At 63.4% G+C, this 21,654-nt stretch carries 18 protein-coding genes; 13 read left to right on the top strand and 5 right to left on the bottom strand.

Annotated features, from left to right (window positions below; all coding sequences use genetic code 11):
* The first annotated feature begins 258 nt into the window (after window positions 1-258).
* The 6 genes from L1069_RS09575 to L1069_RS09550 are packed head-to-tail and all read left to right on the top strand — an operon-like array spanning window position 259 to window position 4,989.
* On the top strand, window positions 259-2,289 hold the full coding sequence (locus tag L1069_RS09575; protein ID WP_237455511.1) for a TonB-dependent receptor: 2,031 nt from the start codon (window positions 259-261) through the stop codon (window positions 2,287-2,289).
* Between the two features lie 26 nt (window positions 2,290-2,315).
* The gene (locus L1069_RS09570) at window positions 2,316-2,744 is read left to right on the top strand and encodes a hypothetical protein (RefSeq protein WP_237455510.1); all 429 of its coding nucleotides are present in this window, start codon (window positions 2,316-2,318) and stop codon (window positions 2,742-2,744) included.
* On the top strand, window positions 2,741-3,418 hold the full coding sequence (locus L1069_RS09565; RefSeq protein ID WP_237455509.1) for a MotA/TolQ/ExbB proton channel family protein: 678 nt from the start codon (window positions 2,741-2,743) through the stop codon (window positions 3,416-3,418). The genes L1069_RS09570 and L1069_RS09565 overlap by 4 nt, the downstream gene beginning before the upstream one ends.
* Window positions 3,408-3,788 carry a biopolymer transporter ExbD gene (locus L1069_RS09560; protein ID WP_237455508.1) on the top strand — a complete coding sequence of 127 codons (381 nt, stop codon included), beginning with the start codon at window positions 3,408-3,410 and terminating at the stop codon, window positions 3,786-3,788. The genes L1069_RS09565 and L1069_RS09560 overlap by 11 nt, the downstream gene beginning before the upstream one ends.
* Window positions 3,788-4,177 carry a biopolymer transporter ExbD gene (locus tag L1069_RS09555; protein ID WP_237455507.1) on the top strand — a complete coding sequence of 130 codons (390 nt, stop codon included), beginning with the start codon at window positions 3,788-3,790 and terminating at the stop codon, window positions 4,175-4,177. The genes L1069_RS09560 and L1069_RS09555 overlap by 1 nt, the downstream gene beginning before the upstream one ends.
* Window positions 4,174-4,989 carry a TonB family protein gene (locus tag L1069_RS09550; RefSeq protein WP_237455506.1) on the top strand — a complete coding sequence of 272 codons (816 nt, stop codon included), beginning with the start codon at window positions 4,174-4,176 and terminating at the stop codon, window positions 4,987-4,989. Before L1069_RS09555 ends, L1069_RS09550 begins: the two co-directional genes overlap by 4 nt.
* On the opposite strand, the gene L1069_RS09545 is transcribed toward L1069_RS09550, so the two are convergent.
* Window positions 4,976-5,881, bottom strand: coding sequence for a LysR family transcriptional regulator (locus L1069_RS09545; protein WP_237455505.1), 906 nt, complete (start codon window positions 5,879-5,881; stop codon window positions 4,976-4,978). The genes L1069_RS09550 and L1069_RS09545 overlap by 14 nt on opposite strands.
* Window positions 5,882-6,195: 314 nt before the next feature.
* Here L1069_RS09545 and L1069_RS09540 point away from each other — a divergent pair, with 314 nt between their 5' ends.
* Window positions 6,196-9,321: a spondin domain-containing protein gene (locus L1069_RS09540; RefSeq protein ID WP_237455504.1), complete on the top strand. Its 3,126-nt coding sequence runs from the start codon at window positions 6,196-6,198 to the stop codon at window positions 9,319-9,321.
* Window positions 9,322-9,382: 61 nt separating this feature from the next.
* Here L1069_RS09540 and L1069_RS09535 read toward each other — a convergent pair whose 3' ends face one another.
* The gene (locus tag L1069_RS09535) at window positions 9,383-10,978 is read right to left on the bottom strand and encodes an FAD-dependent oxidoreductase (protein ID WP_237455503.1); all 1,596 of its coding nucleotides are present in this window, start codon (window positions 10,976-10,978) and stop codon (window positions 9,383-9,385) included.
* A gap of 108 nt (window positions 10,979-11,086) precedes the next feature.
* On the opposite strand from L1069_RS09535, the gene L1069_RS09530 reads away from it, so the two are divergent.
* The 6 genes from L1069_RS09530 (at window position 11,087) to L1069_RS24270 (ending at window position 17,950) form a co-directional block, all read left to right on the top strand.
* The gene (locus L1069_RS09530) at window positions 11,087-12,319 is read left to right on the top strand and encodes a TRAP transporter substrate-binding protein (protein ID WP_129373416.1); all 1,233 of its coding nucleotides are present in this window, start codon (window positions 11,087-11,089) and stop codon (window positions 12,317-12,319) included.
* Window positions 12,320-12,417: 98 nt separating this feature from the next.
* Window positions 12,418-13,086: a TRAP transporter small permease subunit gene (locus L1069_RS09525; protein WP_237455502.1), complete on the top strand. Its 669-nt coding sequence runs from the start codon at window positions 12,418-12,420 to the stop codon at window positions 13,084-13,086.
* Window positions 13,086-14,444, top strand: a complete 1,359-nt coding sequence (locus L1069_RS09520; RefSeq protein WP_134831655.1) for a TRAP transporter large permease — start codon at window positions 13,086-13,088, stop codon at window positions 14,442-14,444. The genes L1069_RS09525 and L1069_RS09520 overlap by 1 nt, the downstream gene beginning before the upstream one ends.
* Before the next feature lie 13 nt (window positions 14,445-14,457).
* Window positions 14,458-15,231 carry an IclR family transcriptional regulator gene (locus L1069_RS09515; RefSeq protein ID WP_134831654.1) on the top strand — a complete coding sequence of 258 codons (774 nt, stop codon included), beginning with the start codon at window positions 14,458-14,460 and terminating at the stop codon, window positions 15,229-15,231.
* A 312-nt stretch (window positions 15,232-15,543) separates the two neighbouring features.
* Window positions 15,544-16,440 carry a phosphate/phosphite/phosphonate ABC transporter substrate-binding protein gene (locus L1069_RS09510; protein WP_237455501.1) on the top strand — a complete coding sequence of 299 codons (897 nt, stop codon included), beginning with the start codon at window positions 15,544-15,546 and terminating at the stop codon, window positions 16,438-16,440.
* A 7-nt stretch (window positions 16,441-16,447) separates the two neighbouring features.
* On the top strand, window positions 16,448-17,950 hold the full coding sequence (locus L1069_RS24270; RefSeq protein ID WP_237455500.1) for an ATP-binding protein: 1,503 nt from the start codon (window positions 16,448-16,450) through the stop codon (window positions 17,948-17,950).
* Window positions 17,951-18,006: 56 nt separating this feature from the next.
* On the opposite strand, the gene repC is transcribed toward L1069_RS24270, so the two are convergent.
* The 3 genes from repC to repA all read right to left on the bottom strand — a co-directional run bounded on the left by repC (window position 18,007) and on the right by repA (window position 21,654).
* Window positions 18,007-19,248: a plasmid replication protein RepC gene (gene repC, locus L1069_RS09500; RefSeq protein ID WP_239032502.1), complete on the bottom strand. Its 1,242-nt coding sequence runs from the start codon at window positions 19,246-19,248 to the stop codon at window positions 18,007-18,009.
* 181 nt (window positions 19,249-19,429) lie between these two features.
* Window positions 19,430-20,446, bottom strand: coding sequence for a plasmid partitioning protein RepB (repB, locus tag L1069_RS09495; RefSeq protein ID WP_237455498.1), 1,017 nt, complete (start codon window positions 20,444-20,446; stop codon window positions 19,430-19,432).
* Window positions 20,443-21,654, bottom strand: a complete 1,212-nt coding sequence (gene repA / locus L1069_RS09490) for a plasmid partitioning protein RepA (RefSeq protein WP_129373338.1) — start codon at window positions 21,652-21,654, stop codon at window positions 20,443-20,445. Before repA ends, repB begins: the two co-directional genes overlap by 4 nt.

The raw sequence follows: 21,654 nt of genomic DNA, 5'->3' as shown, positions 1-21,654 counted from the left end.
GCGGCAGATAAGGCGCGCAGCAGCTGGCCGCCGCATTTTACGGCGCTTTAATTTATGTTGACTGTTTCTATCACCTTTATTAACAGGCTCAAGCGGAATTTGTGAATCCGCAAAATCAGACCAACGACCCCGCCAGCCCCGACGCAAGCATCCGGTTCAACAGAACAGACAGATGCGAAGGGACGCGAGATGGGGAAACACCACAAGAAACGGCATGGCGGGTGGCTCCTGCCAGGCACCGTTTCAGTACTGGGACTGATGGGTGGCACAACCAGCCTGACCGCACAGGACATACTGGAAGACACGGATTTTCTGGGCACGGTGGACCTGGGCCAGGGCAAGCGCGAGGTCCAAACCGGCACCGCGGCGCCGCTGACCGTGATCAACCAGGAAGAGATTGACGACCGCCAGGCCGGCACAATCGGCGAGCTGATCGATTCCGTGCCTGGTGTGAACCTGGTGAACGGCAACACCCCGCGCGGCGCCGGCATCAACATCCGCGGCTTCGGCGCCACCAGCAGCTTTGGCACCGACCAGAAGGTCCAGGTGATCGTCGACGGCGCCACCACCGGCTCCGAGGAGCTGTACCGCATCGGCACCCAGCTGTTCACCGACCCCGAGCTGTACAAAGAGGTCTCGGTCCTGCGCGGCACCATCGGCAGTTTTGAATACGGCTCTGGCGTCATCGGCGGGCTGGTCAAGCTGGACACCAAGGACGCCTCGGATTTCACCGGCGGTGAAATCGGCCTGCGCTTGCGCCAGACCCTGCAGGCCACCAGCAACGGCGAAGGCTTCGCCACCTCCTCGATCGTCGCCTGGCAACCGTTGGAGAATTTCGAGCTGCTGCTGAACTACACCCTGCGTGACACCGCCGAATACGACAATGGCGACGGCAGTCAGGTGGCCAACACCCAATCGCGCACGCCGTCTTACCTGATCAAGGGCAAATACAGCTTTGGCGATGCGGGCGAGCATTCGATCACCGCCTCGCTGAACGACAGTGTGAACGACGAAAAAGACGTGCCCTACGATGGGTTCGGCACCACCAGCACCAGCTTCGGCAGGGTCGACCGCCGCATTGATAACCGCGTCGCCGGCATCCGTTATCAATGGAACCCGGCTGGCAATGATCTGGTCAATCTGGACGTGAACCTGACCTATTCGGATCAGGAAATCACCCAGTCCTACATCGCTGGCAGCGCCTTTTGCGACGACGGCGGCGTGGTCCGCGCTGACCCGAACTGTGCCCGCAGCGGCCCGGCCGGCAGCCCCTTCAGCAGCGCCACCCAGGACGCCGATCACCGCTATGAAACAACCAAGCTGACGGTGAAGAACAGCAGCTATTTCACCACCGGCGCCGTGACCCACGACCTGCGCGCCGGGGTTGAGCTGTCGCGCCGCGAGCGTCTGAATGCCTCCTCCGCCCCCGGCGGCACCGCCAAACGCTACGCGGTGTTTGCCGTCGATGACATCTCTATCGGCCGCTGGGCCGCCACCCCTGCCCTGCGCTACGAATCCCAGCAGATCGACGCCCATGACGGCTCGCAAAACCACGACGCCTCGGCACTGATGGGCGGGCTGTCGCTGCGCTATGAATTCGACGCTGGTTTCGCCCTGTTCGGCAGCGCCGCCTATACCGAAAACCTGCCGGTGATCGACGATCTGGACAATGCCGCCCGCATCGGTGTTTCCGAACGCTCGCACACCTATGAAATCGGCGCCTCATATGCGGCGGCGGATGTGCTGACCGCCAATGACAGCCTGGCGGTCAAGGTGACCTACTACCAAAGCCGGCTGCGCGACATCACATCTTATGTCAGCTCTGTCTCCCTGCCCGCGCCGCCCTTCTTCGCCTTTGTTCCGCTCGACAAGGTGGACACCAGCGGGTTCGAGATCGAAGCAGGTTATGCGCTCGACTCCGGCTTTTATGCCGACCTCAACGCCAACCTGCCCGACGGCGAAGAAGTCCTGAACGGCACCGCCGCGCGCTGGCGCAACCTGGCATCGGACGATCTGCGCCTGACCCTGGGCAAACGCTTCGGCGAGACATTGGATCTCAGCTGGGAACTGGTGGCAGCAAAATCCGGCTTTGATGCTGCGGGAGCGGCGGTGGCGGGCTACGGCGTCCACAATCTGCGCGCCACCTACAAACCGCAATCCGGCCTGCTGCAAGGCGCCGAGATCCGTTTCGGAGTTGAGAACGCCTTTGACCGCGCCTACCGGCCCAGCCTCTATTCCCGCGACGCGGCGGGGCGCAATTTCAAGCTGACGCTGGCCAAAACCTTCTGATCCCGGAAAACTCCAAGAGGTGCGACATGGCACATGGACGTAAAGCCCTGAAATCCCTGTTTCTGACTGCCGCGCTGGCAGCAACCGGCGCGGCGGCAGAAGATACCGCCGAACCGGGTATTTCCATCGAACTCAGCGCGGCAGAAGCGGCGGAGGGTGCCTGCAAACTGTCCTTTGTGGTGCAGAACACCCATGCCAAGGACGTCGAACAGGCGGTTTATGAAACAGTCCTGTTCGGCGCCCAGGGCCAGGTCGCGCGGCTCACTCTTCTCGATTTCCAGGATCTTCCTGCCGGGCGCCTGCGCGTGCGGCAGTTCCAGTTCCCGCACGCCTGCGCGGACATCAGCCGGGTCCTCATCAACGGCGCCGCCACCTGCACCGGCGGCGGCCTGCCCGACGGCGCCTGCAGCCGCGGACTGCGCCTCAGCTCCAAAGTGATGGAGCTGGCAGGATGAACACAGTGCAAAACACCCTGAACAAGGTGCTGGATCTGGGCGGCCCGGTTGTGCTGCTGCTGCTGGCGGTCTCGGTGCTGACCAGCGCGCTGGTGCTCTACAAGATCTGGCAGTACCGCGCCGCACGGGTCGGCCAGCACCGCGCCCTTGCCGCGGCGGTCGCAGCCTGGGACCGGGGCGATGCTGAGGCGGCCCGGCGCAGCCTCAGCCACAGCAAATCCTATCTGGTGCCGGTGATGCGGCTGGCGCTGGACGGCACCCCTGACCAGATGCAGGCCGACCGCGCCGACGCCGAGGCCGAGGAACGTTTCTCCCATCTGGAGCGCGGCCTTGGCACGCTGGACATGGTGGCCCAGCTGGCGCCGCTGCTGGGGCTGTTCGGCACCGTCATCGGCATGATCGAAGCGTTCCGGAAACTGCAATCCGCCGGCGCCTCGGTGGATCCCTCGCTGCTGGCCGGCGGTATCTGGGTGGCGCTGCTGACCACCGCTGCGGGGCTGGCGGTGGCGATGCCGGTGTCGCTGGTGCTCAGCTGGCTGACCGCCCGGATGCAGCGCGAGCGGGTCTTTGCCAACCGCGCCCTGCGCACCGTCTTCGCCCCGTCCTCCCCGCTACAGTCCTCCCCTGCCCCGGCCCCGGCCGCCTCGCCCCTGCAGGTGGCCCATGGCGGTTAAACTGCAGGGCATAAAACGCAGACGCCTGTCGATGACCTCGCTGATCGACGTGATCTTCCTGCTTTTGTTGTTCTTCATGCTCACCTCTACCTTCTCGAAATTCGGCGAGGTAGAGCTAATGGCCGCAGGCCAGGGCGCCACCGGCAGTGACAAGCAGATGCTGTTTGTGGTGCTCGGCGAACACAGCCTGACCCTGAACGGCCAGCCCGCCGACCTGGAACGGATCGCCGGCCTGATCCGGCTGCAGCCGCAGACCGGCGGCCATCTGGTGCTGATCAGCCCCGGCGCGGACGCCTCCTCCCAACGGCTGGTGGACCTGCTGTCCGAATTGCGCAGGGTTGAAGGCCTGCAAACCCTGGTGCTCGGCTGATGCGTCTCAAACCGCCCTCCGCCGCACAGAAGGAGCCAACAATCGCGCTGATCAACATCGTGTTCCTGATGCTTATCTTCTTCATGATTGCAGGCACCCTGGCGGTGCCGCTCGACACGGATCTGACCCTGATCAAGGCGAAGGACCTGGAGGGCCGCGAACCGCCCGATGCGCTGGTAGCCCATGCCGACGGCCGCCTGACCCTGCGCGGCCAGGAACTGCCGGACGCCGCCGCCTATGTCGCAGCGCTGAGCGGTGAAGACCGCGCCGCCCTGCGCATCGTGCCCGACCGCAATCTGCCCGCGCGCGACCTGGTGAAACTGGGCAATACCCTGCGCGGCGCCGGCGCCAAACGGGTGCTGATCGTCACCGAAAGGGCGCTGCAATGAAGGTGCCCCGCTCGCGGCTGGCAGGTGCGGCGGCCCTGTTTCTCGCCGCCGCCGCCCATGCCGGCACTGCCTTTCTGACGGACACCGGACAGATCGAACAGGCAGGCGGTCAAACCGGCCTGGCGGCTGCAGGCACTGCCTTTGCCGACCTGGCCCAGGGCACCGATGCGCCGGTTAAGGCCGAAGACATTCTTGAGGCGGAACATCCAATGCAGGACGCCCCGCGCAAACCCGCCCCCGAAACGCAACAGCCGGTTGCTCCTACAGCTGCAAAACCCGCGGCAGTGCCAAACACCGAACCGGCCCTGCCATCCCGTCAGGCGCAGCCCGTGAAGCAGACACCAGCCGGACAGCCTGCCAAACCCCCAGCACAGCAACCGCTGCCCGAGGCCAAGCCGGACCCCGCCCCGCAACCCCAGCCGAAACCCCGCAAGGCCGTCCCGCGCGGCAACAGCGATCAGAACGCCGCACAGGGCACCGCCGCAGGGCGTGCGGCCAAACCTGCAGGGCAGGCAACCCAAAGCCCCGGCACCGCCAAGCAGCAGGGCAACGCCGCGGCAGACAATTACCGCGGCCAGGTGCTGCGGCGGGTGATGCGGGCCAAGCGGCAGCGGGTCAGCATCCGCGGCGCCGCGCTGGTGCGGTTCTCGATTGCCGCCGATGGCAGCCTGCGCACCGCCAGCATCGCCAAAAGCTCAGGCTCCGCCAAGCTCGACAGCATCGCGCTGGCCCAGGTCCGCCGCGCCGCCCCCTTCCCGGCCCCGCCTGCAGGGGCCGGAACCACCTACACTGTGCGGATCAAGGGCAAGTGAAACCGCCAGCGCCCGCCAGCGCGGTCCTGCAGATCCGGGTAACAAAATCCTGCACCGTTTGGATCCGCGCCAGGCCGCTGGTATCGGGATGCATCAGCAGCCACAGATCCGCGGTGGTTTGCAATTGCCCCGGCAGCAGCTCCACCAGATCCGGATGCGACCGGCCCAGGTATTTGGGAAACGGCGCAATCCCCAGCCCGCTTTTCACCGCCTCCATCTGGGCAAAGATACTGTCCGTGGTCAGCGCCACATTGCACCCGGTTGAGACCGCCGCGAACTCCTGGTTTTGCACCGTCTGCGCCAGATCCCCCGAGGCAGCAATGACGTTGTGCCCCTCCAGATCCGCCGCCGTTTCAAAATCCCCAAGCGCGTCCAGATACAGATCCGAGGCATAGATCCCGAACCCCACCGCCCCCAGCTTGCGGCCCACCAGCCGCTCCTGGCTGGGGGTGCCGATGCGCACGGCGATATCAGCCTCGCGGTTCAACAGGTTCACCTTGCCGGTCGACAACAGCAGCTTGACCCGCAGCTCGGGATGCAAATTGTGCAGCTCGCGCAGCTGCGGCGCCAGCAGGGTCTGGCCCAGCCCGCTGGGAGCGGCCACGGTGACCGTGCCCGCCAGCCGGCCGTCGCTGCCGCAAACCGCCTCGCTGATCAATTGCGCCTGATGCTCTATCTGCTCGGCCCGGGCCAGGATCCGGCTGCCGCAGCTGGTCAGCTGCACGCCTGATATGCTGCGGTCGAACAAGGTGGCCGACAGCGCCGTCTCCAGCTCCCGCAGCTTGCGCCCGACGGTGGCCGGGCTTTCCGCCAGCTGCCCCGCCGCGCCCGCAATACTGCCCGCACGCGCAACCGCCAGAAAGAACCGGAACAGATCCCAGTTCTGGTTCATCACGGGGGCGGGCCTGGGGCCGGAAACGGTTCGCATCACGCCGGAAATCTCATGTGGCAATATCAATACAGCGGCAAAGCGCGCCTATCCTCAGCTACTGCCAGCCCCGTTGTAACACCACTCAAATTTACTTGTGCCGCTGTGAACCTGAAATAATTCAGTTTTATTTCAGCATCTTACGCGAAGTTTTCCCCTTTCTTCAAAATGACGCGCAGCGCTTCAAATCTGATGCGTTGCGTTTCTTCCGCCCCCTCACAGCTTCAGTTTCACCCGCGCGCAAACGGAGCTGCGCCGGAGTAACTGGAGGAACGACTATGACTGAACAAAACAACATGGGCCCGATCGCCGGGACAGAAGGCCCGGACCCTCTTACCGGGACAAATGCCAGCGAAACCCTGCTGGGGCTGGGCGGCGACGACACCCTGACCGGCGGCTTGGGGGATGACACGCTGGACGGCGGCGCAGGATCGGATACCGCGGATTTCCGCGACATCGACGTGCCGGCCGAGGCCGCTCTGCGGACCGGCACCGCCACCCGCGAGACCGGTTTTGCGGTGGTGGTTGAGGACCAGCCGCTGGCATCGCTGACCACAGACCAGTCCCCGGCGGATCTTGCGGATCAGGCTGCGGGCGGCAATCTTTACTACAACATTCACACCAATGACTTCCCCGGCGGTGAAATCCGCGGCCAGCTGCTGGTTGAAAGCGATATCACCGATGGCGGCATCCGCACGCTGACCCTGGTTGCCGATCTGGACGCCGCACAGGAGCCGGACGGTGCCAGCGACTCCCAGGCCACCGGCCAGGGCCGGGTGCTGATCGTGATTGATGGCAGCAGCATCACCTACAGCTCGGACCTGTCGGTGACCGGTCTGGCCACGTCAGACCTGCTGCCGGTGGCAGGCGTCAGCGCCATCCACCTGCACAACGCCCCGGCCGGGCAGAACGGCCCGGTGATCACCGATATCGTGCAGGACGCGGGCGGCGATGTGAACGGGCTGAACGCGGGCACCGATGACGGCAATGTCTTTGATGAAGCCGTCGAGACCGACACGCTGATCAGCATCGAAAACCTGGAAGGCTCAGATGACGGGGATGATCTGCGCGGCGATAACGGTGCCAATCTGCTGAACGGCAACGGCGGCGATGACATCCTCCGCGGACGCCGCGGCAATGATGAGCTGAACGGCGGCGACGGCAACGACGACCTGCGCGGCAACCGCGGCGCCGACACGCTGGATGGCGGATCAGGCGACGACATCTTGCGCGGCAACCGTGGCAGCGACCAGCTGAACGGCGGCGCAGGCAACGACGAGCTGCGCGGAGGCGGCGGCAATGACATCCTCAGCGGCGGCGGCGGCGTGGACACAATCGACGGCGGCGCGGGCATCGACACCAACTCCTTTGCCAACATCAACCAGGGCGCCGCAGATGCCTCAATCGCCGGCGTCACTGTGGTGCTGAACGCGGACGGTTCGGGAACCGCATCCTACACCGGCGGCGGCGGCAACGGCCCGCTGATCGAGGAAGAATTCACCGGCATCGAAAACATCACCGGTTCCGCCAACAACGATGATATCCGTGCCTTGGGCGCCGCCCCCAACGCCATTGACGGCGGCGATGGCGACGACTTTATCGCAGGCGGCGGCGGCGTGGACGTCCTGACCGGCGGCGATGGCACCGACACCAACAGCTTCGTCAATATCGGGGCTGAGGTGGTCGCGGATCTTGGCTCTGGCAGCGCGTCGTATCAGCCGAATGAAACCACCACCGTGTTCGAAAACTTCAGCGGCTTTGAAAACCTCGACGGGTCGGACAATGACGACCAGCTGTTCGGCGACGGCGGTGCCAACACGCTGACCGGCAATGATGGCAACGACCTGCTGGTGGGCCGCGGCGGCAATGACGTGCTGGAAGGCGGCGATGGCAACGACATCCTGCGCGGCGGCGGCGGTGCAGATGTGACCGACGGCGGCGCGGGCATCGACACCGCAGATTTCCAGGACATCGGCGCGGCTGTGATTGCCGACCTGAATTCCGGCGCCGCAGTCTATCAGGGTCCGAACGGTGCGGTTGTGGATACGCTGCTGAACATTGAAAACCTGACCGGCTCGGCAAACAACGACGTGCTGAACGGCGATGCCGGGGATAACCTGCTGGCCGGGGGTGGCGGCGGCGATACCATCAATGGCGGCGGCGGCAATGACGTGATCCGCGGCGATGCCATCGGCGACGGCGAGGCGATCACCGTCACCGTGACCAACACGCTGGGCGAAGGCGGCACTTTCCTGACCCCGGTCTGGTTCGGCTTTCACGACGGCGACAACTTTGACCTCTGGACCGATGGCGAGGCCGCCAGCGGCGGGCTGGAGCGCATTGCCGAAGACGGCAGCGTCGAAGGCATCGCAGCCGAGTTCAACCAGCAGGTCGCAGGTGGCGGCGTTGATGCCACCATCACCGGCGGCAGCGGCGCGCCGGGGCCGATCGACCCGGGCGAAAGCGCCAGCTTCACCCTCAATGTGAACGCCGATCAGGTCGGCCAGGGCTTCTTTACCTGGGCCACCATGGTGATCCCCTCCAACGATGCTTTCCTGGCCTCGCCCGACGATGCGCTGCAGGATTTCATCTTTGACGCCGACGGCAATTTTGCCGGGCCGCTGGTGATCGAACGTTTCGGCAGCGATGTGCTGGATGCCGGCACCGAGGTGAACACCGAAGAAGGGGCTGCCTTCCTGAACCAGACCGCCCGCGATCAGGGCACCGCCGAGAACGGCGTGGTCCGCCAGCACGAGGGCTTCAACGGCTCCGAAGGCATTCCGGACGGCACCCCGGTCAACATCCTGGGCGGCACCACCGCCGCAGGCACCAGTGTTGATCCGGCCGAGGGCGACTTTACCCGCAACAGCGGCGAGGAGCAGCTCTTGCGCATCGTGGTCGACCTGGCCGAAGGCGGCGCGGATGTGCTGTCCGGCGGTGCGGGCAGCGACTACATCGACGGCGGCCGGGGCAACGACCTGCTGCGCGGCCAGCGCGGCGCGGATACCCTGGATGGCGGCGATGGCGCGGATGTGCTGTTTGGCGGCCGCGGGCGCGACCTGGCCGACGGCGGTGCAGGCAGTGACCGTATCGCAGGCGGGCGCGGACGCGACACGCTGGACGGCGGCGCCGGCAATGACCAGCTGACAGGCGGGCGCGGCGCCGATGCCTTTGTCTTCAACGAGGGCTTCGGCAATGACGTGATCACCGACTTCAACACCTCTGCCGATGGCGAGCTGCTGGACTTCACTGGTGGCGGTTTCGGCTTCGGCAGCTTTGATGATCTGTCCGGCGCAATCTCGCAGGACGGCGGCAATGCGCTGATCGACCTTGGGGATGACGGATCGATCACCCTGCTGGATGTGCAGGCCTCAGCCCTGACCGAGGATCACTTCCTGATCTAAAAACCGGCAGGAAAACCCAACAGCGGCGGCACTCCCCGGAGTGCCGTCGTCTCTCTCTTTCTCAGTCCGCCGCCATCACCAGATCGCTGGCCTTTTCACCGATCATGATGGCCGGCGCATTGGTGTTGCCCGAGACGATCTCGGGCATGATCGAGCAATCCGCCACCCGCAGCCCCTGCACCCCATGCACCCGCAGGTCCGCGTCCACCACCGCATCCGCCCCCTGCCCCATCCTGCAGGTGCCGGTCGGATGATAGATCGACACCGAATTGCCGCGCGCCCAGTCCAGCGTGCCCGCGTAATCCTCTATCGCGAGATCCGCATCAGGCCGGAACTCCGCGGCGATCTTGGAGGCCAGCGGATTATGCCGGGCAATGCGGCGGGCAATGTTCACCCCGTCCACCAGGGTCCTGCAATCCGTCTCCGTCGCCAGATAGTTCGGGTGGATCTTGGGATAGGTCTTTGGATCCGGCCCGTTCAGCCGGATCTCACCCCGGCTTTCGGGGCGCAGCTGGCACACCGACATGGTAAAGGCCGAGAACGGATGCACCCCCTCGCCCGGGCTGTCCGCCGACCAGGGCTGCACATGGAACTGGATGTCCGGCGTTGCCAGGTCGGGCCGGGTTTTCATGAAACCGGTCGCCAGACTGGCCGCCATCGTCATCGGCCCGGCCCGGAACAGCGCGTATTTCAAGGCGATCCGCGCCTGATTGAACAGGCTGCGCACCTCGTCGTTCAGCGTCGGCTCGTTGCATTTGTACACCAGCCGCGCCTGCAGATGGTCCTGCAGCCCCTGCCCCACCCCCGGCAGGTCCGCCGCAACATCAATACCGTTGGCCTTCAGCTGCTCCGCCGGGCCAATCCCCGACAGCATCAGCGTCTGGGGTGAGTTGATCGCCCCCGCCGACAGGATCACCTCCTTGCGCGCGGTCAGGCCTTGCCGCTGGCCTGCACGGTCCAGATAGGTCACGCCAGTGACCCGGCGCCCGTCCAGATCAATCTTTTCCACCAGCGCATTGGTGATGATCTGCAGGTTCGCCCGCTCCCGCGCCGGTTTCAAAAACGCCACCGCAGCACTGCAGCGCCGCCCGTTGCGGGTGGTCAGCTGGAAATACCCCACCCCCTCCTGCGCGGCCCCGTTGTAATCGGGGTTGAACGGATATCCCGCCTCCTGCGCCGCCGCCACCCAGGCATCGCAGATCGGGCGCTGAATGCGCATGTTAGAGACTGTCAGCGGCCCGCCCGCGCCATGAAACTCATCCGCGCCGCGCTCCTGATCCTCGGATCGTTTGAACAAGGGCAGCACATCGTCCCAGCCCCAGCCCTCATTGCCCATCTGGCGCCAGCGGTCGTAATCCTCCTTTTGGCCGCGCACATACAAAAGCCCGTTCAGCGACGACGACCCGCCCAGAACCTTGCCCCGCGGCCAGTCGATCGACCGCCCGTTCAGCCCCGGATCGGGCTCGGTTTTGTAGCACCAGTCAACGGACGGGTTATGCATGGTTTTGAAATAACCGACCGGGATGTGGATCCAGGGGTTTGTGTCGCGCCCGCCGGCCTCCAGCAGCACCACCTTATTGCGCGGATCCGCACTCAGCCGGTTGGCAATCACGCAGCCCGACGACCCTGCTCCGATAACAATGAAATCTGCTTCCACGACCCTCTCCCGACTCTGTCAGGAAAAAACTTCTATACAGATTGCATGAAATAAGCTAGCTATTTTTGATACCAAACGTCTCAATAATTGATCTTAGGGAGGAAAATTATGGGGGTCACCGATAAACTGAACCGCATATCACGGCGGGATCTGTTCAAGGTTGCAGGCACTTACGGGATGAGCTCGACGCTGCTGGCGGCCGGCAGCTTTGGCGGCGCGATGAGCCTGGCGAATCTCGCATCAGCCGCAGAATCGACTTACGAGCGGCGCTTTTCCAAGCCCGCCAAGCACACGCTGAAATTCGGCGCCTCGGGTTTTAACGCCCGCAACCTGTTGATCGAACGGGCCGGCGCGCTGGAGTTTGCCCGCGACCTTGAATCCCGCACCGACGGCGAGATCCGGATTGAATTCATCGGCGACAATCAGATCTGCGGCCAGCTGAGCTGCGTTGAGAAAACCCAGCAGGGCATCGTTGATATCTACGCGGCCTCCACCCAGAACTCGGCCGGCGGCGCGCCCTATCTGAACGTGCTGGACTATGCCTTCATGTTCCCCGGCCGCGCCTCGCAGTATCATTTCCTCTATCACCCCAAGAGCCAGGAAATCCTGCGCGACCCGCTGGAAAAACGCCACGGGCTGAAATTCCTGTTCAGCCACTGTGAACTCCGCGGTATCCAGCTGGGCCTGAAATACAAGGACCAGCCGACCATCACCAAGCTGGAGCAGCTGTTCGGCACCAAGAACCGCGTCACCGGCACCCAGCTCGGCCGCATCGCCATGAAGGCGCTGAATCTGAACCCGGTCCCCGTCGCCTGGGAAGAAACCCTGGACGGCCTCAAACAGGGTCTGATCGACGGCGCCGAAACCTGGGCCTCTGCGGTGGCCTATGCCAACATGTCGCCGGTGGTTTCGCAGTCTGTGGACCTCAAATTCTTCTGCGGCACCGAACACACCTCAATGTCGGCCAAGGTCTTTGACAGTCTCGAAGGCTACCTGCAGGACGCGGTGCTGGAGAGCGCCTATTGGGCGCAGGCCCATGTGCAGGCCGCGAATGAGGCCGCGCTGGTCAAAACCGTCGGCTTCAGCGATCCGCAGCTGCCCGGCACCATGTTTGTGGAAAACGACGTGCGCCCCGCCTTCCTGCCGGACAGCGAAATCCGCATGGCCGAGGAAATGTGCTCGCCCGAGTTCCAGCCGCAGCTGTGGGAGCAGTGGCGCGACCGTCTGAACGGCTGGGCCGGCGGCATCGACACCTATCAGGAAATCTACAACATCGCGCGCGAAGTCGACAAAGACATGAAGCCCGAAAACGTGGAACCCCGCCGCTGGTGGAAAGCCTGACAGCCGCCTAGGCTGACAAAACCGGGGCCTGGCGCAGCATACCGCGCCGGGGCCTGCCCCTCCGGAACGGGAGACCGGAGGCTTGATGGGAGGAACGCATGACGCTCTGGTCTGATATCAGCGCGATTTTCAGCGCATTTGCATCGCAAGACAGCTGGGAAATCCGCAACGCCCTGCAAAGCAACGCCGCCTGGGTGCTTGGCACCATTGCGGCGGCTCTTGGCGGGCTATTGGTGATGCTGGTTTACCGGCTGGTGCCGCTTTTGGACCGGCACCTGGAGCGCACCATCATGGTGTGGAGCTATCTGGCCATTGCCTTCATCATCTTCTGGGGCGTCATTGACCGCTTTGTGTTCAAGAACCAGCAGCCCTGGTCCACCACCATCCCGCCGCTCTTGTTCATGGTGATGGCCTGGTTCGGCGCCGCCTTCAACGTGCGCCTGCGCACCCATCTCAGCTTCAATGAATTCCGCACCGTCATGCCCCGCTGGGCGCAGCTGGGCTGCCTCACCCTGGACGCCGTGCTGTGGTTCGGCTTTGCCGTCATCGTCTTTGTCACCACCAGCCGGATGACGGCGCTGTCGGCCTCGAATTTTCAGATCGTGCTGGGCACCGACAGCGTGCTGCAATGGTGGTTCCTGATCACCGCGCCGCTGGCCTTTATCCTGATGATCGGCCGGGTGTTTGAAAACCTTGCCGATGACATCCGAAATTTCCGCAGCGGCGCGCCGCTGATCAAACAGGCCGTGATCGGAGGAGACGTGTAATGGACACCGGAACCTGGGTCACGCTGATCTCGCTTGGGGTCACCTTCCTGTTCATGCTCGGCGTGCCGGTGCTGCTGGTGATCGGCTATTGGGTCATCGGCTGCTCCTTTGTGCTGGGGCTGACCCTCGACAATATGGGCGCCGAGCTCTTGAATGTGTTCAACAAGGGCTTTGCCCTTCTGGCGATGCCGCTGTTCATCCTCACCGGCGACCTGATCAACCAGTCCGGCATCGCCCGGCGCCTGTCCGACTTCGCCTATGCCTGCCTCGGCTGGATGCGCGGCGGGCTGGCGATGGCCTCGCTTGGCGCCTGCGGGTTGTTTGCCGCCATATCAGGCTCTAACTCGGCCACAACGGCCACAATCGGCTCGATGCTGCACCCGGAAATGGTCAAAGGCGGCTATGACGAGCGCTTCTCGGCCGCCACCGCCGCCGCAGGCGGCACGGTGGGCATCATCATCCCGCCGTCGATCATTTTCATCGTCTACGGCTTCCTGATGAACCTGCCGATCTCGGACCTGTTTGTGGCCGGCATCCTGCCCGGCGCGATGATGGTTGTCGGCATGCAATTCGCCTGCTGGATCATCTGCCGCCGCAATGGCTGGGGCTTCCTGATCCCGCTGCAGCTGACCCGCGTCCTGAAAACCGCCTTTGGCGCCTGGCTCGGCTTCTTTGCCATCGGGCTGGTGCTCTGGGGTATCTACACCGGCAAGTTCTCCCCCACCGAGGCCGCAGGCGTCACCGTCGGCTTCTGTGTCATCGCAGGCGTGCTGTCCTGGGTGGCGACCAAACTCACCGGCGCCGGCAGCGGCAAATCATGGGAGGAGAAATCCTACGCCGAGATGCTGGTGGTCGAAGGCTTCACCATCCCGCAGATCCCCTCAATCGTCGTGCGCTCGGCGCAGATCACCGGCATCCTGGCGCCGCTGATCGCAATCTCCGTGGTGATGCAGCAGATCCTGTCGCTCTTGGGCGCCCAGCAGACCATCGGCGATTTTGTCACCTCGATGGGCGGCTACCACGCGGTGCTGTTCACCTCGATGGTGATTGTGTTCTTCTCCGGCATGGTGCTGGAAAGCCTGCCGGTCACCATCATCCTGGCGCCGATCCTGGCCCCCATCGCGGCCTCGGTCGGGGTCGATCCGATCCACTTCTCGGTGATCTTCCTGGTCGGCGCCTCCATCGGCTTCATCACCCCGCCCTACGGCCTCAACCTCTATGTCGCATCCGGCGTCACCGGTGTTCCGTATTTCCGACTGCTTCGCTATACAGTCCCTTACCTTGCAGCCCTGATCGGGGTCTGGGTGCTGGTCTCGCTGGTTCCCGATTTCGCGCTGGTGCTGCTGCCGGGCAAATAGGGATTAGGCGGTGATGGCAGACGACGCGTCCGATAAGAAAGAGGGGCAGATCCCCACCAACCTGCGCCTTCTGGTGCTGCTGGAGGAGATCGCCCGCCGCGGCACCGCCGTCAAACCGGCCGAGATGATCGAGGCGATGGGCCTGCCCAAGCCCACCGTTCACCGGCTGATGCAAACCGCCGAGGCCGAAGGGTTTTTGCAGCGCGACCTTGACGGGCGCGCCTATGGTCCCGGTCCCCGCCTGCGCCGGATGGCGCTGGACACCATGTCATCCGAACATCTGCGCACCGCCCGGCTCAGCATCCTGAAAGGCGTGGCGGAAGAACTGGGCGAGACCTGCAATCTCGCCACCCCCGACCGCGAAGGCATGACCTACCTCGACCGGGTGGAAACCAAATGGCCGCTGCGCATCCAGCTGCCGATCGGCACCCAGGTGCCGTTCCATTGCACCGCCAGCGGCAAGATGTATCTGTCATCGCTGAAGCCCAGCACGCTGCAGGCGGTGCTGCACGCCCGCCCGCTGGAAGCGGTGACCGGGCAAAGCTGCACCGACCCGGATGCCCTCGGCACTGAATTGGCCGCCATCCGCAGCCGCGGCTATTCCACCGACGCCGAGGAGTTCATTTCCGGCATGGTTGCCGTCGCCGTGCCGGTGCGGGACGCGCACAGCCGGCTCCTGGCCACGCTGTCCGTGCACGCCCCGGTGCAGCGCCGCAGCCTGCAGGATCTGACGGATTTCCTGCCCGCTCTGCAAAAAGCCGCAGCCGGCCTGTCTGATCTGGCCTAGGCGCCCTGCCTGCCCCCTCGGCGCAGCCGTCTGCCCGTATCCTGCGGCTCCGGCTGATTTGAACGGCGGGCGGCGCAACACCCGTGCCGCCCGCCCTGCCCTCGTTTCTGCCCCCGTCCCGGTCCTTGCCCCGGCCTGTCCGCGCGCCGCCGCTGCCAGTGCCATCAGCGCTGCAGCCGCCTGGATTTGGAAAACCCCCTCCAGGCAGCGGCCGCAGACAAGTTAAAAATCGACCTTTTACCTTTTTGTACGCAATTTGTGCGGTAAAGAAGCACTCATCAGTCGCGCTGTTTTTCAAGAATGAGGCCAGCCATGCATTTCAAAAGACCGGTGTTTCTGCTTTGCCTGTGCCTTGGCCTGTTGACCGGCCAGACCGCCGCTGCCCGGATGCTGGTGATCGGCACCATCAGCGACGAACCGGTCAAGGAAACCCGCACCTTCCTTCCCTTTGCCCGCCACCTCGCAGCGCAGCTGCAGGATCAGGGCATCACCGGCGCCAGTGTGACAATCGCACGGGATATCAGCGAAATGTCCGACCTCCTGCGCACAGGTGCCGTCGACATTTACATAGACAGCCCGCTTGTATCACTGGCAGTCCGCGCCGAATGCGGCAGCCGCCTGCTGGCCCGCCGCTGGAAAAAGGGAATTGCCCAATATCAATCCGTGATCTTTGCCCGCCAGGACAGCGGCATTCAAGCGCTCGCAGACCTCAAGGGCAAGGTTGTCGCCTTTGAGGAACCGTTTTCCTCCAGCGGTTACATCCTGCCGCGACTGGCCATCGGGGAACAGATCGTGCCGTTGGCCGCCCTTCCGAACCTCCGGGCTGAACGTCCGGACAGCGGCACAGCCTATGTCTTTTCCGGCGACGACGGAAACACCCTCGAATGGGTGCTGCGCGGTCTGGTGGATGCCGGCGCCATGTCGCTGCGCGGCCTCAAGATGCACGCCGGCGGCGATTTTGAAGATCTGTCAATCCTACTGGAAACCAATGCCATTCCGCGCCATGTCGTCAGCGTCTCGCCTGATGCCTCCGCCGCCTTTTCCCAGACGCTGCTGGCCGTGTTGACCGGCATGGATCAATCCGGCCCCGGCCGCAGCGTATTGCAGGACTTTGAAGGCACCACCAAGTTTGATTCCATCCCGGTCTCAACCCAGGAGCTGCTGGACCAATTCCAAGCCCCGGTTGCAATTCTCATCAGCGGAGACTGATTTGTTTGTGTCCAGCCTCAGAACCAAACTGGTTGTCTACACTGTATTGATTGTTCTGGCGGTGGCCGCAGCCATTTCGGGCATTTCTCTGACCCTTGCCTACAAAAACTCCGTTGATGCCTACGAACGGCATGTGACCGATCTCGCCAAAACCTTGGGCGAAGCCATACTTGAACCGCTTTATGAATTTGATATCAAACAGTTAAGGCAACAGGCGGGGTCTGCGCTGGCCAGCGAGGGCGCAATACGCGCGCTGATCCTGGACGCCGGCACCCGGGTGCTGACTGATGGCACCGAGACCAATCCTCTGCGCGGCCGGCGGTTCGCCGATCCGCTCCTGCGCCCTGCCATTGACCACAAGCAGTGGTCGGTCTCAACCGGCGACGGCCGGATCACAGCCGCAGGCCCGGTTCTGGCAACGGCGGACACCCGGCTTGGCTATGTGGTGCTGGAGTTTTCAACGGCCCGTCTGGACCAGGAATGGATGGCCCATGTCAGCCGGATCCTGCTGCTGTCGGGTCTCTGCGCTCTGTTTGCATCACTTGCTGCCATCATCATGGCCAACAGGATTACCAGACCGGTCAAGCGGCTGACGGACTTCGCGGACAGCATCCGCCAGGGCAGCCGCCCTCAGAGCGTCCCCGATTGCGGCCGGGACGAAATCGGCCGTTTGGCACTGGCTTTCGCCGAGGTGCTGACCCATCTCGACCGCAGCAATGCAGATTTGACGGAACTTACGGCCTCGCTTGAGGAAAAGGTAAAAGAACGAACCCGCGCCGCTGAGGCCGGGAACAAGGCTAAATCCGAGTTTCTCGCCACCATGAGTCACGAGATCAGAACCCCGATGAACGGTGTAATGGGAATGGCGTCATTGCTGGAGGAAACGGACTTGGACGAGGACCAGGCGCTTTTTGCCCGGACCATTTCGGAGTCAGGTGAAGCCTTGCTGGAAATCATCAACGAGATACTCGATTTCTCTAAGATCGAGTCCGGCAAGCTGGAGCTTAGAAGCCAGCCGCTTGATATTCGCGACCTGCTTTCGGGTGTTGTCCGTATGCTGGAAGCCAATGCGGCAGAAAGCCGGGTGGCCTTGCGGCTGGATTATGAATCGGGTTTGCCTTCTGCCATTCTGGGCGACGAGGGCCGGATCCGGCAGATCATTGTCAACCTGGTCGGCAACGCGGTGAAATTCACTGAGAACGGGGCCGTGACAGTCAAAGTCACCGGAACCGGAATGGCCTCTCAGACCCGGTTTAGTATCGCTGTCGAAGACACCGGCATCGGTATACCCGAAGACAAGCTGGCCAGCGTCTTCAATGCGTTTTCCCAGGTCAACAGTTCCGCAACCCGGGATTTCGGCGGAACCGGCCTGGGGCTGGGAATTGCCTCCCGTCTGGCGCATCTGATGGGCGGCGAAATTGATGTGCGTTCCAAACCTGGAAAAGGCTCTACGTTTACATTCAGCTGTACATTCTCCACCGCCAGGAATTTTGTTTCCGGGTCGAGTTGAAACCCGTTTCCGGAGTTCTTCAGAGCAAACAATTGAGGAGTTCACAGCTGTGAACTTTAAGCGGTTTCGCGGCGGGCCAGTGCCATGATCATCGGGCTGCTGGTAAAATGACCAGAAACTGCCTTGGCGCTGAGGTGCCGCAGATATCCGCCGGGAGAACGGATATCGCCGAAACGCTCCAGCATTGCTGCAATCACCACGGAGGCTTCGGCGGCTCCCATGGCGGTTTTGGCTTCTTCCCAGACGGCGCTGGAAACCCCCATCATCGGGCGCACGGTGTCAGCGGCGCGCAGCAGGTCGGCCCAGTGGCGGATGGCGCCATCGGCATAGCTTTGGATTTCGCCGCAGGCGGCGAGGATCAGACGAAGCGGCAGGCTTGGGCCGCTCGGGGCAGGGGCCTCAGTCGGTTGGGGAGGTGTTTCACGGTGGGCCGGCCTTTCTGCTGAAGCTTTCTCAGCATAGCCGGGTCCGTCTTTCGATTCCGTATTTGCTGCGTGCGCTGGCTTAACGGCCTGTTCAGATTCAAATGAGTCTTTCTTTGAATTCTGATAGTGGTGCTCAATTTGGGCGTCACTGGTGCTCAGTTTCTGTGAAAATACAGGCTCTAAATGAGTTTGCAGGTTACTGAGAGCTGTGACGAGCTGGTCCTGAATCTGCTCCAATTCGCCCAGATCAAGTTTACGCCGCAGGCTGCGGGCGGTGAGCTGGGCGAGGTCCTGATACTGGTCCCAGATGCTGAGATCTGACCTTTCCGCCGCACCGCAAAGGGCGAGGTTCAGAAGGTCGCGGCGCATAAGGCTGACGGTCTCGCGCAGTTGCTTGATACGGGCCTGTTGGGCGCGCTCTGCCTCGGCAGCCTGAGAGAATTCAGCATAGCGCAGAGCGAGGGGGGAGAGGTCGAAGCCATAGGCAACACGCTCGCCCTGGTAGCGGCGCACGTAGCGTTTGCCGTTGGGGCTGTCGCGGCGGATCAGGATGCCGGCCTGCACCAGCTTGGCCATGTGGCGGCGCATGGTGGAGTTGGGCATGCCGTTCAGACGCTCGCAGATCACCCGGTTGGACGGGTGCACCACCGGGGTGCCGGGCTGCGGTTCGATCATCTTGCCGGGCAAGAAGCTGAGAAGCGCCTGCAGTACCGACACATCACGGTCGCTGAGCCCGTAAAGTTTGCGGGCGGCGGCCAGTTCGCGCAGCGCGTCCCATTTGCTGACAGCGCTGGTCAAACCAGCCTGTTCGGCGGCAGCCTGCTGTTTCACCAGCACAGCATCCACCGTTCGCCCAAAAGGCGTGAGGGGCATATATCCCATGTGTTCATCACGAAAGACAAAAAAAGAGCGGCCCGCGAATCACAATGGACTTGCGGAAAACGGCTCCTGCCACTAACTTGAAGGTGCTAGAAACAAGTAGGTCTCGTGGAGCTTCGTCTTTGCGGGGCCTTCTTTTTAGTCTGCTCTGTGCCTCCTAAGTTATTGTTATTAATTAACCTTCCGACCGATTTTGCCAACGGTCGTGAAGTTCTTGGATCAGGGTTTGGGCCTCGGCCTCGAACCAGTCGGCAAAATCGCCGCCAGCCAGTTCCAGGTTTACACCCTTGGCGGAACGGCGCAGGGTTGCGCTGCGCTTGCCGCCGATTGTCAGTTTCTGCGCTGCCGGCGCGGCTTTGGCCGGTGGTTTGGCAGGCTGCGGGGCAGGGGCGGGGACCGCGGCCTTGAATACCGCCTCAAACGCCATCACCGAAGGGTCGGCGGCGGCGCTGTTTGTGCCATCGTCAGTCACCGCGGATATGGCAAAGTCGGTGTAGACCCGCTCGGCGGTTTGGGCCAGCGCGGTGTGGTCCGCACCGGTTTCGTCAATCGCCCTGGCCAGCGCGTCCCAGCGGGGGCGGCCGATGCCCTGGGCCGGGCCGATGGCGCGGGCAAGACCGGGGGTGATGGTCTCGGCAATGGCGATGGCCATAGAGACAGAGGATTTGGTGACGGTCAGAACCTCGGCCACCTGCGATTGGTTGCCAAAGCCGTTTTCGACCAGCTCCAGCGCAAACAGCGCCTTTTCAATGAATGTGAGGTCGCGGCGGGCCATGTTTTCGGAGATCTGCGCCCGGACGGCGGCGTCATCGTCCAGATTGGCCACCAGTGCGCGCACTTTGGCAACCTTGTCCGACGAGCGGATCGCCTCCAGCCTGCGGCGGCCATAGACCAGCAGATAGCGGTCCGGTTCCGTCGGGTGGCGGCGCACCAGGACGGGCACGGTCTGGCCGTTGGTCTCAATCGCGTCGCGCAGGTCGACAATGTCTTCGGGATCAAGCCGGTCGGCGATCCGCGTGTCTTCGATCTGATGCGGTTCCAGATCCCAGACCCGGTGCGAATCCACCGCGTCGCGGGCCGAGCGCAGGGCGCGGTTGCTGGTCATCATCGACGACGCCGGGGCAGGGGAGGGCGCTCCGGCTGCGGCGAGGCTGTCGAGCATCGACAGGCGGGATTTCTTGCTGCTGGTCATTTGCGCCCCCATGTTTCCTGAATGAGCTGGCTGATTTCGTCGTTGACGGCGTTGAGGCTTTCGACGGCGCGGTCATAGGTCGAGCGGGTGAAAGCACTGCGTTCGACTTCGTACAGGGTCTGTTTGGTGAGGCCCGCGTCGGAAACCGCGGTGGATTTCAGCATCTGCGCGTTCAGCACCTTTTCGCCGTACATGGTGCGCAGGAAGGCGACGATGCGGTTCTGCGGCGCGTCCGAGGGTTCATAGCGGGTGAGCAGGTAGCGCATCCAGTCGTGCGACATATCGGCGCCGGACTGAGCGATCACATCCATCAGGTCGGCGGTCATGCGCAGGAATTGCGACATCGACATCACGTCGAGCATTTCCGGGTGAATCGTCACCAGCACGCCGGTGGCGGCAGAGAGCGCCGACATGGTGAGGAACCCCAGCTGCGGCGGGCAGTCGATGACCACCACGTCATAGTCGGAATCGACCTGCGTCAGCGCCTCTTTGACCCGGAAAAAGAACAATCCGGCATTGCCCTGCGCCAGGGCGCGGGGGGTGTCATGCTCAAACTCCATCAGTTCGAGATTGCCGGGGATCAGGTCGAGGTTCGGGATATAGGTCTTGCGGATCACCGAGCTGATCGGCGCGGGGTCGTCATAGCGGATGGCATCAAACAGGGTGCCGCCGTCCTTGAGGTCGAATTCCGGCTGCACACCGTGCAGCGCCGTCAGCGAGGCCTGCGGATCGAGGTCGATCGCCAGCACCCGGTAGCCTTTGAGCGCCAGGCGCTGTGCCAGATGGGCGGAAGTGGTGGTTTTGCCGGAGCCGCCCTTGAAATTCATCACGCCGATGATCTGCATGTGGTCGGCGTAGCCTGCACCCTCTTCCGGCTGGAGGCGGCGGCCGGGCAGGTAATCGCCCGGCTTGCGGGCGGTTTTCTCCAGCAGCACCCGCAGTTCCTGGATGTCCTCGGCGGTGTATTGGCGGCGGTTGCCGGCGGTCAGTTCGGGCGAGGGGCCCTTGCCGTCGAGATGCAGCTTGCGCAGGTAGGAATCATTGACCCCCAGCAGGGCCGCGGCCTCACCGGAGGTGAATTTGCGCATCGATTTGGTGGCATTCGGGGGGAACAGGCTCTCGCGCTGCGCATGCAGCTGGGCGGCGATCCATTCGGAATGCTGGCGGATGACCGCGTTGAGATCCTCGGGGGTGTATGTATGATCCAT

This window comes from Leisingera sp. MMG026, assembly GCF_021654205.1.
Lineage (GTDB): Bacteria > Pseudomonadota > Alphaproteobacteria > Rhodobacterales > Rhodobacteraceae > Leisingera.
Note: the sequence above shows the minus strand (reverse complement) of the source record. Positions and strands in the feature narration are given on the sequence as shown.